Origin of the sequence: Pseudofrankia inefficax, from assembly GCF_000166135.1 — a bacterium.
Lineage (GTDB): Bacteria > Actinomycetota > Actinomycetes > Frankiales > Frankiaceae > Pseudofrankia > Pseudofrankia inefficax.
This window is the reverse complement of sequence record NC_014666.1, coordinates 6,285,378-6,302,665: the sequence shown is the minus strand read 5'-3', so window position 1 is coordinate 6,302,665 and position 17,288 is coordinate 6,285,378. Positions and strand designations below refer to the sequence as shown.

At 74.8% G+C, this 17,288-nt stretch carries 9 protein-coding genes; 6 read left to right on the top strand and 3 right to left on the bottom strand.

The genetic code is table 11. The features are described 5' to 3' along the window. The first annotated feature begins 210 nt into the window (after positions 1–210). A complete protein-coding gene (locus tag FRAEUI1C_RS25415) occupies positions 211–1,116 on the top strand; it encodes a dolichyl-phosphate beta-glucosyltransferase (protein ID WP_013426228.1) in 906 nt (301 codons plus the stop codon). Between the two features lie 45 nt (positions 1,117–1,161). Here the strand turns inward: FRAEUI1C_RS25415 and FRAEUI1C_RS25410 are convergent, their stop codons facing one another. Next, positions 1,162–2,784: a glycosyltransferase family 4 protein gene (locus FRAEUI1C_RS25410; RefSeq protein WP_013426227.1), complete on the bottom strand. Its 1,623-nt coding sequence runs from the start codon at positions 2,782–2,784 to the stop codon at positions 1,162–1,164. A gap of 158 nt (positions 2,785–2,942) precedes the next feature. Here FRAEUI1C_RS25410 and FRAEUI1C_RS25405 point away from each other — a divergent pair, with 158 nt between their 5' ends. From FRAEUI1C_RS25405 to FRAEUI1C_RS25390, 4 genes are all read left to right on the top strand, one after another. Beyond that, on the top strand, positions 2,943–4,577 hold the full coding sequence (locus FRAEUI1C_RS25405) for a lipopolysaccharide biosynthesis protein (RefSeq protein ID WP_013426226.1): 1,635 nt from the start codon (positions 2,943–2,945) through the stop codon (positions 4,575–4,577). 422 nt (positions 4,578–4,999) lie between these two features. Then, positions 5,000–9,823, top strand: coding sequence for an alpha-(1->3)-arabinofuranosyltransferase domain-containing protein (locus tag FRAEUI1C_RS25400; RefSeq protein WP_232425118.1), 4,824 nt, complete (start codon positions 5,000–5,002; stop codon positions 9,821–9,823). A gap of 40 nt (positions 9,824–9,863) precedes the next feature. Continuing rightward, the gene (locus FRAEUI1C_RS25395) at positions 9,864–11,210 is read left to right on the top strand and encodes a condensation domain-containing protein (RefSeq protein ID WP_013426224.1); all 1,347 of its coding nucleotides are present in this window, start codon (positions 9,864–9,866) and stop codon (positions 11,208–11,210) included. A gap of 103 nt (positions 11,211–11,313) precedes the next feature. Continuing rightward, a complete protein-coding gene (locus FRAEUI1C_RS25390) occupies positions 11,314–12,708 on the top strand; it encodes a polysaccharide biosynthesis protein (RefSeq protein WP_157735039.1) in 1,395 nt (464 codons plus the stop codon). Here FRAEUI1C_RS25390 and FRAEUI1C_RS25385 read toward each other — a convergent pair. Together FRAEUI1C_RS25385 and FRAEUI1C_RS25380 are read right to left on the bottom strand one after the other, a co-directional pair. Next, positions 12,687–13,472 (bottom strand): ABC transporter permease subunit, encoded by a 786-nt coding sequence (locus FRAEUI1C_RS25385; RefSeq protein ID WP_013426222.1) that lies wholly within the window; start codon positions 13,470–13,472, stop codon positions 12,687–12,689. The two genes, FRAEUI1C_RS25390 and FRAEUI1C_RS25385, sit on opposite strands and share 22 nt — an antisense overlap. Continuing rightward, on the bottom strand, positions 13,472–14,878 hold the full coding sequence (locus FRAEUI1C_RS25380; protein WP_013426221.1) for an ABC transporter ATP-binding protein: 1,407 nt from the start codon (positions 14,876–14,878) through the stop codon (positions 13,472–13,474). Before FRAEUI1C_RS25380 ends, FRAEUI1C_RS25385 begins: the two co-directional genes overlap by 1 nt. A gap of 448 nt (positions 14,879–15,326) precedes the next feature. Here FRAEUI1C_RS25380 and FRAEUI1C_RS41285 point away from each other — a divergent pair, with 448 nt between their 5' ends. Continuing rightward, entirely contained in the window at positions 15,327–17,210 is a 1,884-nt protein-coding gene (locus FRAEUI1C_RS41285; protein ID WP_013426220.1) for a PP2C family protein-serine/threonine phosphatase, read from the top strand. Positions 17,211–17,288 lie beyond the last annotated feature (78 nt).

The following is a 17,288-nucleotide window of genomic DNA, read 5'->3' as shown; positions in this document are numbered from 1 at the left end:
CGACCGTCACGCAAGGGCATAGATCAACAGCTTCGCAACGTCGCTGCGTTTGGTGGACCTTAGGTCGTGCCTCATGGCACCGACGGGTACCGTGCCTTGCAGCCCGCAATGCCGACCTCATGATGTTTCGCGGGTTGTTCGGACGGTTGATCCCGCTTTACCCACGGGTGAGCGGACGTTGTTGATCTCTTGCGATGCTGGGGGTGAGACGTGCGGAGGGTTCCCGTCAGCGTTGTGGTTCCCGCCTTCAACGAGTCGCGCCGGCTTCCCTTCTCGCTCCCGGTCCTGGTCGCCGCGCTGCGTGACTTCCCGGGTGCCGAGGTGATCGTCGTCGACGACGGCAGCTCCGACGACACCGCGGGGATCGCGACCCGCCTGCTGCGCGACCTGCCGACCGGCCGGGTGATCCGCCTTCCCTGGAACAGCGGGAAGGGCACCGCCATCCGGGCCGGCGTGGCCGCCGCGACGGGCGAGGCGATCGTCTTCACCGACGCCGATCTGGCCTCGGACGTCAGTGACCTGCCGCTGCTGCTGGCGGCCCTGTCGGACGCCGAGGTGGCGATCGGGTCGCGACGGGTCGGCGAGGGCGCGACCCGCCCCTACGTCCGCCAGCTCGGAAGCTGGGCGTTCAACCAGCTGACCCGGTCCTTCACCGCCATCGACCTCGCGGACACCCAGTGCGGCTTCAAGGCCTTCCGGCGGGACGAGGCCAAGGTCCTGTTCAGCATGGCGCGGGCCACCGGCTTTGGCTTCGACGTCGAGGTGCTGGCCATGGCCACCGCGATGGAGTACCGGATCGTCGAGGTGCCGGTGCGCTGGTCGGAGGAGCCGGGCGGCACGTTCAGCGTCATCCGGCACACCCCGTCCATGATCGTCGACCTGGCCAGGGCGCGGCGCTACCTGCGCCAGGCCGGCCGGCCCATTCCGCTGCGGGCGGCCGAGCCGGGCGGCACCGGGCCTGGACCCGGCGGCCGGCCGGACGATCCGGCGGCCGGCGCCGACGTCATCCCGCTCGACCGCGGCCACGCGCAGCCGGCGCCGATCAGCTCGGGCAACTCGCTGCGGTCCTCGGCCGCCGAGGGCGTCGCGCGCGCCCGCCCGTCCAGCTCCGGCTGAGCCAGCTCCGGCCCTGCCAGCTCCGGCCGAGCCCGCGAGCCTGGGTCAGCGCGCGTCGCGGCCAGCCGCGGCGGACGCGGCCCGGCCCGGGCCGTCCGCGGCCCAGGCGCGTCCGGTGCCGACAAGCAGGTCCGCTCCGCTGGCCGGGCGCAGCCGTGCCGTACCCGTGGCGATGCCGAGCCGGGTCAGCGCGGTCCGGGCCGCCGCCTGCGACGCGCCGTAGAGCAGCGCGACGGCACCGGGCTCGTCGGTGTCCGGTTCGGGCGTCCCCGCGGATTCGACAGTGTCGGCCACGGCAGTGCCGGCGGCTGCCGGCCTCGTCCGGTACAGCAGGTCGGTGCCGCGCAGCGCGGGCGCCGGGTCGTCGGGGCCGAGCGGGAACCAGACCCGGGTCACGGCGTCGTCGAGCCGGCGCCGGTCGCGGCGGCCCGCCCTGGCCAGCTCGCCGGCGAGGACCGTCGCGAGCAGGGCCGCGCTCGTCTCCCAGGTGAACCCGCCCGCCCAGTGGCTGGCCGCCGCCCGCCACCCGGCCGCGCGGGCCGGGTCGCTCAGCTCCGTCAGGGCCGCGTCGACGACGGCGCCGAACTGGTCCGGATCGTCGACGAGCCAGCCCGTCTCGCCGTCCCGGACGGCGTCGCGCAGCCCGGGAACGCGGAACGCCACCGCCGGCACCCCCAGTGCGCCCGCCTCCAGCACCGACAGGCCCCAGCCCTCGCCGTGGGACGGGTTGACGGTCAGCCAGGCCGAGGCCAGCACCGCGTCCCTGGTGGCCGCGTCGACGTGGCCGTGCCAGCGCAGCGCGGCCCCGGTCGCCGGGCCACCCTGCGAGACCCCCAGCTCGGCGGCCCGCGTGGCCAGCCGCTCCCGGTCCGGACCGTCGCCGATGAAGTGGACCACCAGGCCGGGGTGGCGCGCGGCCAGCCGTGGAATCGCCTCGATCAGCAGATGCATCCGCTTGTGCGGGACCAGCCGGCCGACGCACACGATCGTCGGGACCGCGGCGCGGTCACCGGCACCCGGGCCGGTGGCACCCCGGCCCGCCGTGGGGGAGGTGGTCACCCCGTTGGGCACCAGGAATCGCGGCCCGGGCAGGCCCAGCACCCCGCGGGCCTCGTCCCGGGTCGACGGCGAGACCACCGCGACAGGGCGGCGCCGGTAGACCCAGCGGCTCCCCGGCTTCTCCAGCAGCTGCCCCACCCGGGCCAGCGGGCCGGGGAAGTAGAGCGGGAACTGCTTCTGGTGCACGTGGTGGAGGACCTGCACGACCGGCGTCCGGCCGGGCAGGACGAGCGGGCTGAAGAACGGGATGCCGTTCTGGCAGTCGACCACCGCGTCCACCCCGCGCCCGGACCGGACGAGCCTGGCGAGCCGGGCGAGCGTCGCCGGGTAGACGCCGAAGGTGCCACCCCCGCGGCGGACCGCGACCCCGTCGACGGTCGCCGTCGCCGGCAGGCCGCGCGGGCGGGCGGTCAGCAGCGTCACCTCGACGCCCGCGGCCGCGAACTGGGCCGCCACCGACTGGCAGAACAGCTCGGCGCCGCCGGACTGCGGATGGTCGAGGTCGCGCCAGTTCAGGAACACGACGTGCCGGCCCGCGAGCGCCTCCAGGGCGCGCCGCGCGGCCGTACCGCCGGTCTGGCCGGCGGTGGCGGGCGCTGATGAGGGCACGGGGGCGGTCCTCGCCTTCGGGGTCGGCGGTGCGGGCGTCGGGCGCGCGGGGAGTGCCTGGCCAACCTAGCCGAGGAATATCCCATCCACCCTGGGTCGTACGATTGCCCGGGTCCGGGGCCAGTACGGCCGGCGGCGACACGACGCGGAGGCGGTCCATGGGGCTCGCGGTGGTGATGCGGCGGGATCTCGTCGCGGAACTGTTGCGGGGCCCGATGGCGCTGGCCGCGGCCGGCGCGGTGACCAACGGCTTCAACCTGGTGATGAACCTGGTGCTGGCCCGTGCGCTGGACCCGGCCGGCTACGGCGCCGTGGGCGTCCAGACGAGCATCTTCATGATCCTGTCGGTGGTCGGCAACTCGGTGCTGACCGCCACCGTGCACCGCGAGTCGGCCGAGATCGGCGACACCCGCCGGGAGCGGCGGATCTGGATCCGCCAGCTGCGCAACGTGACCCTGGTGGGGGTCCTGCTGGCCTCGCTGCTCGCGCTCGCCCTGTGCGAACCGGTCTCCCTCCTGCTGTCCTACCCGCATCCGCTGGCGATCGCCGAGGCGGCCATCGCGGCCGCGATCTGGGTGGGGCTCTGCGTCGAGCGCGGCCTGCTGCAGGCCAGGGGCAACTACCCGGCGCTGGCCCGCAACCTGGTCTTCGAGTCGGCCTTCCGGATCACCTGCGTCGTGGTCCTGGTCGCCGCGGGCCTCGGGGTCAACGGCGCGGGGATCGGGCTCGCGCTCGGCTGCCTGGCCGGCGGGGAGCACGCCCGGCTGGCCGTCGCCCGCACCCCGTCGCTGATCCGCCGGTCCCCGTCCGCGCGCTCGCGGCTGCGCGGGGGCGACGACGTGGTCACCCCGACCCCGACCGCCACCGGCCCGATCCCGATGATGCCGGCGGCGGCGACCCCGCGGCGGACCAGGGACAGCCTGATCGCCGAGGCGTCGGTCGCGCTGGCCACCCTGGTGCCGCTCGCGCTGCTGCAGAACATGGACATCGTGATCGTCGGCTGGCGCAACCCGGACGGGGTCGGCAGCTACGCGGCGATCTCCACCGCCTGCAAGGTTCCGGTGTTCATCGGCCTGGCGGTGGCGAACTTCCTGCTCCCGGAGGCGGCCCGCCGCCGCAAGGAGGGCCTGCCCGCCGGGCGGGCCCTCACGATGGCGCTCGTGTGCGTGGTGACGCCCGGCCTGTTCCTGGCCGCGGTCGGCGCGGTCGCCGGCCACCTGGTCCTCTCGCTCGTCTTCGGCCCGAAGCTGGCCGGGGCCGCGCCGGACCTGTGGGTGCTGGCTCTCGCGATGACGTACCTCGCGGCCAGCCTGATGTTCGCGACCTACCTGCTCGGCGCCGGCTACCGCAAGATCGTCTGGGCCCTCGCCTGCTGCACACCGCTGACCGCGGCCGTGCTGACGCTGGCCGGGGGCGACATCGGGCGCACGGCCGCGGCGGGTCTTGCCTGCCAGGCGTTCACCGCGGCCGTCGCGGGAGCCCTGGTGTACCGGCTGCACCATCGGCACTTCGCCGCGGCGGGCGACCGTGCCCGCGACGAGGCCGTCCGGCTGGCGGACGCGGACCTCGCCGGCGCCGCGCCACCACCGGACCCGGCGCGATCCGCCGCGCTGGGCGAGCCGCCCGCCGCGCGGCCGGGCTCCGGCGCCTACGAGAAGACCGTCGCGCGGCGCCGGCCGGCGGCCGGCTCCCGGATCGTGTTCGCCGAGCTGGCGCCACCGAGGTCGTCCTCCGGCCGCCGGCCCGGGCCGGCGGCCCCGGCGGCAGACGCACCCGGCCCCGCGTCCGGGTAGGAGCGCGCCGCCGCCGAGAAGCAGGCCGGTAATGCGGTCGCCGGACGCATTTGCCTGCGCCGTGCGCGGTCGACTCGGGGCGCCGCGCGGTTCCGATCTCTTTCCGGGCTGGGATGGTGCGTGCCAGTCCTACCGCGCCCCGTGGCAATGCTTGGACCAGCGGGTCTTCCAACCGCACACGTTTCATTGATGGGTCTACGATCTCGCCGGATCGTTAGCTTCCCAGACAAAATGCGACACGTCGGGCGTCCTGTGCGATAGTCGACTCCTCTCGAATGAGGGCAAAGATGGTCACCCGTTCACGGCGACGGGCAGCCGTCGCTGAGGGGGTCTGCAGCGTGGGTCTGGACTTGGACCGAGTACCAGTAAGCGTTGTCATCCCGGCGTTCAACGAGAGTCGCCGGTTACCATCGTCGCTTCCCGTGCTTTCGGCTGCCTTACAGCGCTTTCATCTTCCTGACGCCGAGGTGATCGTCGTCGATGACGGCAGTCTCGACGACACGGCACGGATAGCGGCTGACCTGCTGCGCGACGTGCCAAACAGCCGGGTAATCAGGCTTCCGCGCAACCGGGGAAAGGGCGCCGCGGTCCGCGCGGGCGTGGCCGCCGCCGCGGGCGAGGCGATCGTCTTTATGGACGCCGACCTCGCTTCCGATGTAGCAGATCTCCCGGCGCTGCTCGCGGCCCTGGACCACGCCGAGGTGGCGCTCGGGTCGCGCCGGCTCGGCGGGGGCGCCGAACGTTCCGCCAAGCGCCGATTAGGCAGCTGGGTGTTCCACCAGGTGACCAGGATGTTCATCCCCCTCGATCTGGCCGACACCCAGTGCGGATTCAAGGCTTTCCGGCACACCGAGGCGAAGGTCATCTTCGGCCTCTCGCAGGTCGCCGGCTTCGCGTTCGACATCGAGGTCCTGGCCATCGCCCGGTCGCTCGGCTACCGGATCGCCGAGGTGCCGGTGCGCTGGACCGAGCAGCCACACGGAACGTTCAACGCCCTGCGGCACACCCCGGCGATGCTGGCCGACGTGGTCCGGGCCCGCCGCAACGTCCACCGGGCCGTCCGGCAGGCCGGCCTCGCCACGGCCGGGCCGCCACGGCTCGTCCGGCCACGCGGCGAGTTAAGCGGATTCGCCAAGGCGCACGAGGTCGCGCTGGCCCAGGCGACGGCCGGCCCACTGGGCAAGCCGCACACCGGCGGCCTGGTCGAACGGCCTTCGCCGACGCGGCGCCCGGGCCTGGGCGTCGACGTGGCCAGCCGGGTCGAGCCGTCGACGCGCCGGCTCCGGGACCGCCCGGACCAGGCTGGCCGCCCGCCGCCGGACGAGCCGAACCCGACCAACTCCCGACGCCCGGCCAGCGGACGCTCCGGCCCCTCGGCCAGAAGGACCGGGCCACCGGGTGACGCCTCCCCGGCTGGCTTACCGGCCCGTACCTCGCTTCTGCACCTGCTGTGGATCGCCCTGGGTTACGCGACGCTGTTCCTGCTTCAGGCACCGGGAAAGCTCACCGCCGACACCAAGATCGAACTTGCGGCCGCGCCGACGCGGTTCCTCGCGGACGCGACCCACCTCTGGAACTCTGGATCGGGCTTCGGGTCCATCCAGAACCAGCCCTGGGGCTACCTGTTCCCGATGGGGCCCTTCTTCCTCGCCGGCCACGTGCTCGCGATCCCGCCGTGGATCACCCAGCGGCTGTGGATGGCGCTGGTCCTCACCGTCGCGACCTGGGGCGTCGTGCGCCTCGCGGACACGCTGGGGATCGGGCGACCGGCGAGCCGGCTGCTCGGCGGCCTCGGGTACGCGCTCTCGCCGATGTTCCTGGGCAAGATCGGCTCCACCTCGGCGGCGCTCGCGGGCGCGGCCATGCTCCCGTGGATGCTGGTGCCCCTCCTGCGGGCCCTGCGGCCGGCCGCCCCGGCGGACCTCCTGGGGTCCCCGGCGCCGGCCGACCCCCGGCTCTCGCCGCGCCGCGCCGCCGCGCTGTCAGGCCTCGCGGTCCTGGGCACCGGCGGCGTCAACGCGAGCGTCACCGCCGCCGCGATGCTGGGCCCTGTCGTGCTGCTGGCGCTCGCGGGCGGCGGCCGCCGGGCCTGGGCGCTGCGCTGCTGGTGGCTGCTCGCGGCCCTGCTCGCGACGGCCTGGTGGGCGGTCGGGCTGCTGGCCCTCGGCCGGTACGGGCTGAACTTCCTGCCGTTCACCGAGTCCGTCAACACCGCGACCTCCGCGGCCTCGGTCAACGAGACGCTGCGCGGGACGGCCGACTGGATGGCGTACCTGCGCCTGCCCACCGCCTGGCTGCCGGCCGCCGCCGACTACGCGACGTCCTGGGTCGCGGTCGTGGGCTCGGTCGCCGCCGCGGCGCTCTCGCTGTGGGGCCTGGCCCGCCGCGATCTTCCGGCCAGGCGGCTGCTGGTGGTCATGTTCGGCGTCGGCGTCGTCGTGACGGCGACCGCCTACCCGGGCAGCCTGGGCAGCCCCGTCGGCGCCGACGTCCGGGACCTGCTCACCGGGCCGCTCAGCCCGTTGCGCAACGTGTTCAAGTTCCAGCCGGTCGTGCACCTGCCGATGGCGCTCGGGCTCACCCATGCCCTCGCCTGTGCCGGCGACCGGCTGCGCCGCGGCGAGTTCGCGCTGGCGGACCGGCTCACGGGCCCCCGGCGGGCGGCCGCCGCGGGCGCGGTCGTCCTGACGGTGGCCGCGCTGGTGGCCGGCTCGACCCCGATGCTCAACGGCGACGCGCTGCAGCCAAAGCCGTTCGCCCAGGTGCCCGGCTACTGGACTCAGGCGGCCGACTGGCTCGGAGCCAACCCCGAAGGGGGGCGGACGCTGCTGTTGCCGGGCGCTCCGTTCGGCGACTACCGCTGGGGGCGCCCGCTCGACGAACCGATGCAGTGGCTGTCCTCGACCCCCTGGGGTGTCCGCAACCTCATCCCGCTCGGCAGCGTCGGCATCACCCGTTGGCTCGACGCGGTCGAGGACGCCCTGTCGCGCGGCGACGGTGCCGGCCTCGCCGCCGCGCTGGCCCGGGCCGGGGTGGGCCAGATCGTCGTGCGCAACGACCTGGCGGCCGACGCCTGGGACACCCCGCCGTCGACCAGCGAGATCCACCGGGCCCTCGCCGCGTCGGGCCTGCGGGAGGCCGCGACCTTCGGCCCGGCCGTCGCCGCGCACCTCGGGACCACGGAGCTGTCCGTGCCGGTGGCCCGGCGCCCCGCCGTGGGCAAGGTCCCGGCACTCGAGGTCTGGACGGTGCCCGGTGGCGCGAGCCTCGTCCAGGCCTACTCGGCCGCGGACGCTCTGGTGGTCGCCGGCGGCCCGGAGGCGACGTTGCAGCTCGCCGCGCACGGCCTGCTGCCGGCGGACCGCGCGGTGGTGCTGGCCGACGACCTCACCGGGCCCGGCGAGGTCAGCACCGCAGGTGGCGTGGTCGCGCCGTCCGCGGACACGGTGCCGGCCAGCCAGGTGCTGACGCCGACCACCGGGCTCGCCGTCACCGACACCCTCGACCGGCGTGACTACATCTTCGGCCGCGTCCACGCCTCCGCGTCCTACCTGCTGGGCCCGGACGAGGACGTCGCCGGCTCGGTCACCCCGCCGCACGACTGGACCGACCGTCCGCCCGCCGGCCACCAGACCGTCGGCGGCTACCTGGACGGGAAGTCCGTCACGGCGTCGTCCTACGGCTACGCGCTGCGGGCCGCTCCGGAGCTCGGGCCGGCGAGCGCCGTCGACGGCCTGCCCTACTCCTGGTGGATGGCGCGGGCCGACCCGAAGACCGGGACCGAGGGCGCCTGGCTGCGGGTCGACGTCGGCACGCCGGTGGCCGTGCCCTACCTGCAGGTCCAGCTGCTCGCCGAGTCGGCCAGGCGGTCGGTCCCGCAGGTGGTCCGGGTGACCACGGCCAACGGCTCGGTGGACACCCGCGTCACCAGGACCGAGCAGGCCCAGCGGCTGGCGGTGCCGCCGGGGAAGAGCTCGTGGTACCAGGTGACCCTGCTGCGGGTCGCGCCGAACGGCGGCACGGCCCTGGGCGCCGGCATCCGCGAGCTGACCGTCCCGGGGCAGAGCTTCCAGCACTACGCCCAGGTCCCCTCCGACGCGACCGGGCTGCTGGCGGGCACGACGGGCGGCTCCACGGCGTTCGCCTTCGACCGCGCGCGGTCCGACATCCTCGCGCCGTTCAGCGCCTCGGAGGAGCCGGCGATAGCCCGCCGGTTCGAGACGTCCCGCCCGACGCGGCTCACCCTGACGGGGACGGCGACGCTGGCGCCCCTCCAGACCGGGACCCAGCCCCAGGGCGACCGACGGGTGCTCTTCGACTGCGGCCAGGGCCCCGAGGTCCGGATCGACGGCACCACCTACCAGCTCCGGGTCGAGGGCCGGTCCGGCGACATCGCCGCCGCCCGGCCGATGCGCGTCACCCTCTGCACGCCCGACGGCTCGGTGGCGTTACCCGCGGGCCAGCATGTGCTCACGGTCGCACCCGCCGCCGCCCCGACCGTGTTCGTCGACACACTGTCGCTGGCCAGCCCGGCGCCGAGCCAGCCGGCGAGCACGCAGCGCTCGACGACGGTCGGGAGGTGGACGGCCGAGCGCCGCACGGTCACGGTCGGACCGGGGCAGCAGGCGTTCCTCGCGGTCCGGGAGAACGCGAACAGGTCCTGGACGGCCACCCTGGGCGGCGTGCGGCTGACGCCGATCCGTCTCGACGGCTGGCAGCAGGGCTGGATCGTGCCCGCCGGTGCCGGCGGCACGGTCGTGCTGGAGAACCGGCCCGGCCAGACCTACCGAACCGGCCTCGTCGTCGGCTTCGTGCTGGTCGCGGTGCTGCTGGCCGTCGCGCTCGTCCCGGGCCGGCGCAGGCGCAGGCACCGGTCCTCGCGGCTGGACGGTGGCGCTCGGCTGGCGGCCGGGACGCGGTGGTGGGACCGGCTGCCGGACTGGTGGGTGGCGATGCTCGCGGGAACGGTCGCGGTCGCGCTGGTGGCCGGGCCCGTGGCGGTCGTGGTGCCGGCGCTCGCCGTGGTCGCCCGGCGCTGGCCTGGCCTGATGCCCTGGGCCGCCGCGGCGGCGATGACCGCCGCCGGGGTCGCTATGCTCGCGACCCCGGATGGCACGCCTCGGGAGGGTGTGGGCGCGTTCGGCGGATTCGCGCAGGCGGCCGGGGCGACAGCGCTCGCGGCCGTCCTGGTCGCGCTCTGCCCCGTCCGGGACAGCCGGCCCGGCAGTCGTGCCGGCGGCCCATGAACGGATTGGATTCACTGACGTGCCGGGGGAGATGGGAACCGTGAACGCGGCGGCAATCGGCGGGACGCGACGTCCACTGACGTTGCCTGAGCACGTGCTGCTGGCGTCGGATCGACGCGACGCCCCGGTGGCCGTCGCGCTGCTGGGCCGGACCGACGGGCACCTCGACGCGGGCGAGCTCGCGTCGGCCGCGTCGACCGTGTTCGCCCTCCACCGGGCCACCAGGTCCGAGCTGACGGACCGGGCCGGCTCCGGCGGCTGGCTGCACCTGCCGGACCCGCGGGCCGCCGCCGTGACGGAGGTCGCCGCGGCGACCCGGGAGGACGCCTGGCGCGAGCTGGGCGACGTCATCCGCAGCATCGACCTGCGCCGGGCACCGCTGGCGCACCTGCTCGTGGCGCACCACGCGGACGGTGACTGGATCGGCATCGCCGCGCACCACCTGGCGGTGGACGGCAGCGGTCTGCTCACCCTGCTGACCGAGACGATGGCGGCCTACCAGCCGCCGGCCGTCCCCGCCGCCTCGCCCGGCGCCCGTGACCGGAGTCCGGCGCCCCGCGCGGGCGCCGGGGTCTGGCTGCGCGCCCGAGTGCTGCGCCGGGTCACGCCGCGCAGGCGGTTTCTGCGCCCGGTCGGGCGCCCAGGGCTCACCGGCTTCGCCTTCGTGCCCGAGGTGATCTCCGCGCCGCGGCCCGCGCGGCTGGCCGACGGCCGGGTCCCCACCGTCAACGACGTGCTCGTCGCGGCCGGGCACCTCGCCGCCGAGCGGTGGAACGCCCGGCGTGGCCAGGCCAGCGCCACCCTGCGGGTCAGAGTCCCGGTCCGCGGGGTGGAGACCGGCCAGGTCGACGGGGTGTCCACCGGGTTCGCGATCATTTCCAGCGACGCGGTGCTGCGGGCGACGCCGTCACGGCTGCTCGCGCTCGTCGTCGACCGGACGACGGCGCTGAAGGCCCGCCCGGCGCCGGCCGCACCGGGCCGGGCGCGCCTCCTGGTGGAGCGGCTGCTACACGCGGCGCCGGCCCGCCCCCGCCTGGCGCTGCTGCGGCTCGCGGTCGCGGCGGTGCGGCCCGCGCTCATGCCCACGGCGGCGGTGGGCAGCCTCGGCCACGTGCCGGCCGACCTGACCGTCGGCGTGGACGGCCCCCGGCTGCTGGACCTGCATTTCACGGCGACGGTCCGGATGCCGCAGGGCCTGGTCCTGCACGCCACCCGGATGGGTGGCCGCCTCCATCTGACCTTCTGCCACACCCATGAACTGTTCGACGGGAGATCGGCGCGCGAGTTCGTCGGTCTTTTTCTGGCCGCGGTGTCCGAACTCGCGGAGCCGGGCGTGCCGGCCGAGGCCGTCGCCGCCGCGCGATCCGCGCACGGTGGTTCTCATTGATATCGCGACGAGATTGGCGCGGTGGCCGCGGAGGTAACGGGCGAATAGGATTGTCCGGGTCCGGATGATATTGGCCGGCAAGGTCACGGGGAAAGGTCCGACGATGGCGGTGGCGGCGCGACGCGAGTTGGTCGCCGAGCTGTTGCGTGGGCCGGTGGCACTTGCCGCGGCCGGGGCCGTCGCGAACTTCTTCAATCTTGTGATGAACCTCGTGCTGGCCAGAGTCCTGAGCACGCGCGGTTACGGCGCCGTGGTCGAGCAGACGAATATCTACATGGTCCTCTCGGTTGTCGGCCTGGCCGTGCTGAACGCCGTCGTGCACCGTGACCTGGGGCAGCTCGACAACACCCGCAGCCTGCGCTGGGGCTGGATCCGCAAGCTCCGGAACGTGATCGGGTTCTCGACCGTTGGCGCGGCGGTGGTGGCGATCGCGGTGTGTAAGCCGGTCGCCGTGCTGCTGTCCTACCCGCACCCGTTCGCGATCGCCGAGGCGGCCATCGCGGCCTCGGTGTGGGTCGGCGTGTGCGTCGAGCGCGGGCTGCTCCAGGCCCGGCGCAACTACCTGGGGCTGGCGCGCAACGTGATCCTCGAGGCGGCGTTCCGGTTCGTCGGCATCGTCGTGCTCGCCGCCGTCGGGCTCGGCGTGAACGGCGCCGGGCTCGGTCTCGTGCTCGGCCTCGCGCTGGCCGGCGAGTTCGCCCGGTGGACGGCGGCCCGGACACCCTCCCCGGGCTGGGCGACCGGCGGGGACCAGACCGTTCCCGCCGCGCCGAGGCCGGCGCTGGCGGCACCGGCCGTCACGCGGCGGACCCGCGAGGTCCTGATCGCCGACACCTCGGTGGCGCTCGCCACGCTGGCCCCGCTCGCGGTGCTGCAGAACATCGACGTGGTCATCGTCGGCTGGCGCAACCCGGAGGGCGTCGGCGGCTACGCGGCGATCTCGACCGCCAGCAAGATCCCGGTCTTCATCGGGCTGGCGGTGGCGAACTACCTGCTCGCCGAGGCGGCGCGGCGACGGCAGGCGGGGGAGTCGGCTGGCCGGGCGCTGGCGATGGCGCTGAGCATCGTCGTAGCGCCCGGGCTGCTGCTGGCGGGTGCCGGCGTGGTCGCCGGCCACGGGATCCTCGCGGTGCTGTTCGGGCCGAAGCTGACGGCCGCCGCCCCCGCGCTGCCGGTGCTCGCGCTCGCCATGACGGCCCTGTCCGTCACGTTGATGTTCGCCTCCTACCTGCTGGGCGCCGGCTACCGGAAGGTCGTCTGGGTCCTCGCGGTCTGCACGCCGTTGACGATCGTGGTCCTCACGCTGGCGGACGGGGCGATCATGAGGACGGCGGTCGCCGGCCTCGTGTGCCAGACCCTCGCCGCGATGCTGACCGGGGCGCTGGTGGTGCGCCTGCTGCACGCCGGCCGGGTGGCGTCCCGACCGGCGGTGCGCGCCGAGCTGGCGGTGCCGGCCCAGCCGGGGGTCCCGGTCGTTCAGGAGGTCATGTCCCGGTAGCGGAACAGCAGCGCGGTGATGAGCACCGCGACCGCGCCGTAGCACAGGACCCGCAGGCCGGCATCCCCGTACGCGGTGGCGTAGCCGTAGCCGCCGTTCGCGATGTCCTGCAGCAGCTGGCCGGGCAGCCAGCTCTCGGCGGGGCGCCAGATTCCGCTGACGATGATCTCGATGGGCAGGACGTAGGCCACCCCGACCGAGATCGAGGCCGCCGGTGATCGGAACACGATCGCGGCGAGCGCCCCGAGCACGCCGAACCCCCAGGCGTTCAGCATGTTGTTGAGCACCGCCTTGCCGAACTCGCCCAGCCCCGCGAGGGAGGTCCAGGCACCCGTCGAGACGTTCTTGATCGGCGCGAGGGCGAACGACAGCGCCACGCTGACGACCGCGGCCGCGAGCACGACCAGCGCGATGAACGCCCCCAGCGCCAGGCATTTACCGAGCAGCAGGCGCAGCCGGCGGGGCTGGGCGACGAGCTGGTTGCGCAGGGTCCCCCGGCTGTAGTCGCCGGCCAGCGAGGAGGCGACCACGCACAGCCCGACGACGCCGAGCAGGATGCTGATCGCGTTCAGCCCCTGGACCATGCCCTCGGGCCGGGCCAGCTCGTCGTTGCGGGGCATCTCGGCGTAGATCTGGCGCCCGTCGCTGGCGACGAAGGTCAGCACGGCACCGAGCGCCGCGATGGCCGCCGTCGCGCCGAAGGTGCCGACGACGAACCGCCGGCGCAGCAGCTGGGGCCATTCGGCCAGGAACGCTCGGAACATCAGTGACCTCCCCTGGGCCGCCTGGTCCCGGCCCGGTGGTTCGCGCCCGGTCGGGCCGGGTCGCCGTCGTGCGGGTACGGCTCGGACGCGTGAGGGCGGGCCCAGCGCCGTCGCGGCCGCCCGGCGCTCGCCGGTTCCCCTTCTTCGGACGGGTAGGGAGGCGCCAGCAGGTTGGGCCGCGGCCCTGTCGACGAGCGGCCGGCGCGCCCGCGGCGCGGTGCGGCCTCGGTCGCCTGCTCGGCCGCTTCGGTGTCTCCGTCGGCGGCGCCGGTGGCGCGCAGGAAGGTCTCCTCCAGGCTGGGCCGGTGGGTGCGCAGCCCGCGCAGCGCGATGCCGGCGTTCATCGCGGCCCGGTTCAGGTCGGCCGCCATCCGCTCCGGGGCGTGCGCGACCACCAGGGTGCGCTGGTCGCAGGAGCCGGCGGCCACCTTCGGCGGACCGTCCAGCCTGATCTCCGCGCGCACCCCGAACCCGGCGAGCACGTGCAGCAGCCGGCGCGCGTCGGCGCCGCACTCGGGCGCCAGCAGGATGTGCGGGTCCCCGACCGCGAGCAGGTCGCCCGTCCGGCCCTGGTAGAGCAGCTTGCCGCCGCGAATCATGACGACGTGGTCGCAGATCTGCTCGATCTCGGAGAGCAGGTGGCTGGAGACGAAGACGGTCATCCCGCCGTCCGCCAGCTCGCGCAACAGCGCGCGGATCTCCCGGATGCCGGCGGGGTCCAGCCCGTTCGTCGGCTCGTCGAGGATCAGCAGCTCCGGGTCGGGAAGCAGCGCGGCGGCGATGCCGAGCCGCTGCTTCATGCCCAGCGAGTAGGTCGCGAACGGGTCGCCGGCCCGGCCGGTCAGCCGGACCATCCGCAGCACCTCGTAGATCCGGTGCCTGTCCACCCCGCGCAGCAACGCGAGCTGGCGCAGGTTCTGCCGGCCGGACAGCCCGGGGTGGAAGGTCGGGCCCTCGATCATGGCGCCGACATGGGAGAGGTACCGCTCCGGGTGGCTCACCGGCTCGCCGAGCACGTAGCCGACCCCCTCTGTCGGCGTGACCAGCCCGAGCAGCATCCGCAGCGTCGTCGACTTCCCGGCACCGTTGGGCCCGACGAATCCGGACAACGAGCCCACCGGCACGTCGAGGTCCAGATGGTCGACCGAGACGCGGTGGTCGTGGCACTTGGTGAGCCCACGGGTCCAGATCGCCGCGTCCGGCCGGCGCCCGGCGCCCGACGCGGGGTCCCGGTGCGGGTCCCGGTGCGGCAGGTGCAGGTGTGGCAGGTGCAGGTGGCCGTGGATCGGGTGCGGTAGCCGCAGGTTCTCCAGGTTCGGGAAGATCGAGCGGCTCGGCTCCCGGACCTCGGCGACCCGGTTGCCCCGTCCGCGCCGGCCCAGGTCTCTGCGGTCGCCCGGCGTCATCGGAGTGCTTCCTCCCGCGAGGTCTCGCTGTCCCGGCCGGAAGTTGCCAGGCGTGGCGGCTGTCGATCGGTACGCGAAGCTCTCGGTCGGTAACGGTGGGTGGCTGTGGTCGAGACCTACCCACCGTTGGGCTGGCCGTACCGGGCCGCACGGTCCGGTGTGGCCTGGTCACCGACGCGGAGCAACGGATCTGTGGGGCCGCCCGCACCCGTGACGGCGCGTCATGGCATCGGCCCCGCGGCGCCCCGCTACGAGGGCCGGGCGACAATGGCCCTCAATGTCCGCCTGGCCGGGACCTGCCAGCCCACTCGGGTGACGGACGTCGTGAGAGGCGGGCGAACGACCCAACGGCCGACCAGAGCGGCCTCGCGCTTGGGCGGCGGGGCCGCGCCGAGCAGGTGCCGGCGCATCGGGCAGCGCCGCCGCGGATGCCAGGAGGGGTGAGACCGTGCGTGAATCCACGGGACTGCGCCACGGCATCCGGGTGGTCGTCGGGCTCGCCGGCATCGCGATCGTGGCCACGTTGCTGCTCACGCTCTACTCGTCGGAACGGGCCAACCACGCCGCCGCCGAGCGCGCGGACCGGCTCGACCCGGCCGAGACGCTGACCGCCCAGCTGCAGACGGCGTACGTCGACGAGCGCAACGCGCTGCGCGGCTTGCTGATGTCCTCCGGCGACCCCGTGACGCCGGTTCTCACCGGGACGGCGACAGGCTCCGCGACGTCCGATGGTTCCGGGTCGCCTGGCGCCGCGCAGTCGCCTGGAGGCCAGGCCGCCGACTCCGACCGGCTGGACCCCTACGAGAAGGCGCTCGACGACATCGCGGCCCGTGGCCGGGACCTGCGGGCCCGGCTGGGTGACTTCCCGACACTGCTCGCCCAGATCGACCGGGTCGACGAGACCTACCGGCGCTGGCAGACCGACTCGGTCATCCCCGAGATCGCGTTGATGAGAGCAGGGCAGCAGGCGCAGGCCCAGACCCTCGAACTCGGCACGGTCAGCCGGGACCGGTTCGTCGCCCTGCGCGCCGCGGTGACGAAGCTCGACGGCGCCATCACCGCCGAGCAGACCGAGGCGGCCGGCCGGGTGAAGAGCTCCGGCGACATCATGCTCAGCTCGTTCGGCACGATCGTCGCGGTGCTGCTGGCGATGTCCGCGCTCATGCTGATCCTGTCGCGGCGCTGGCTGCTCGTCCCGATCAACGAACTGCGCTGGGCGGTGAACGCGGTCGCCGCCGGCCGGTACGACACGACCATCCCGGCCGTCGGCCCCCGCGAGATCATCGACCTGGCCGACAACGTCGAGGCGATGCGCGCCCAGCTGGTCACGCTGGTCCGGCAGAACGAGCGGTCGTGGGAGGCGCTCGCCCAGGAGGGCCCGGCGGTGCTCGCCCTGCGCGACGCGCTCACCCCGACCTCGCTGCGAGACACGGCCGGTCTGGAGCTGCTCGGCCGGGTGGACCCGGCCGAGGGCGAGCTGGCCGGCGACTGGTTCGACGCGATCGAGCTGCCGGGCGGCCAGGTCGCGGTGGTCGTCGGCGACGTCGCCGGGCACGGGGCCGCGTCCGGCGTCTTCGCGCTGCGCCTCAAGCAGCTGCTCACCGCGGCGCTGACCCGGGGCATGGAGCCCGCTGCCGCCGTGCAGTGGGTGGTCGAGGCGCTCGGCGACACCGGCGAGACGTTCGCGACCGCGCTGGTCGCGCTGGTCGACCCCCGTGGCGGCGAGGTGGTCTACGCCAATGCCGGCCATCCGGACGCACTGGTGCTCCGGGCCGACTGGACGGCGGTCCCGCGGCCCCGGCCGCGGGTCGGCGCGCACGCGGCGATGGCCGCCGCGGCGATCGAGGACCACCCGGCCGACCCCGACGGTCTCGGCGCCGGCCTGGACGCCGGCGCGCTCGTCGCCCGTGAGCCGGCTGCCGGCGCGGAACTTGGCGAGGCCGACCTCGAGATCCTGGCCGGCGAGGTCAACCTGGCCGATCTCGACGAGCTGGCGCGGCTGGGCGAGGTGGAGCCGCTGGCATCGACGGGACCGCTGATGTCCAGCCTGGTCGCCGCGCCCGAGGCCTGGCGGGCCGGCCGGCTGAGCCTGGCGCCGGGGGACGTGCTGTTCGTCTACACCGACGGTCTGGTCGAGGCCCGCGACGACCAGGGCCGGCTGTTCGGGCGCCATCGCCTCGTCGACGAGCTGGTCAGGGTCGGCGGGCGCACCCCGGGCCAGCTGCTTGACGACGTGTTCGCCGCCGTGCGCCGGCATTCCCCGGGCCGGCCCAGCGACGACCGGACCGCGATCGCGCTCTCGCTGTCGGGCGACGGCCAGCTTCGGGCCTGAGCCGCGTCGCCACCGCGGTCGGATCCGGACGTCTGAGCAGGTCGCGGCGGCCGGCTCGCCCGATGGTGGGGGTGGCTG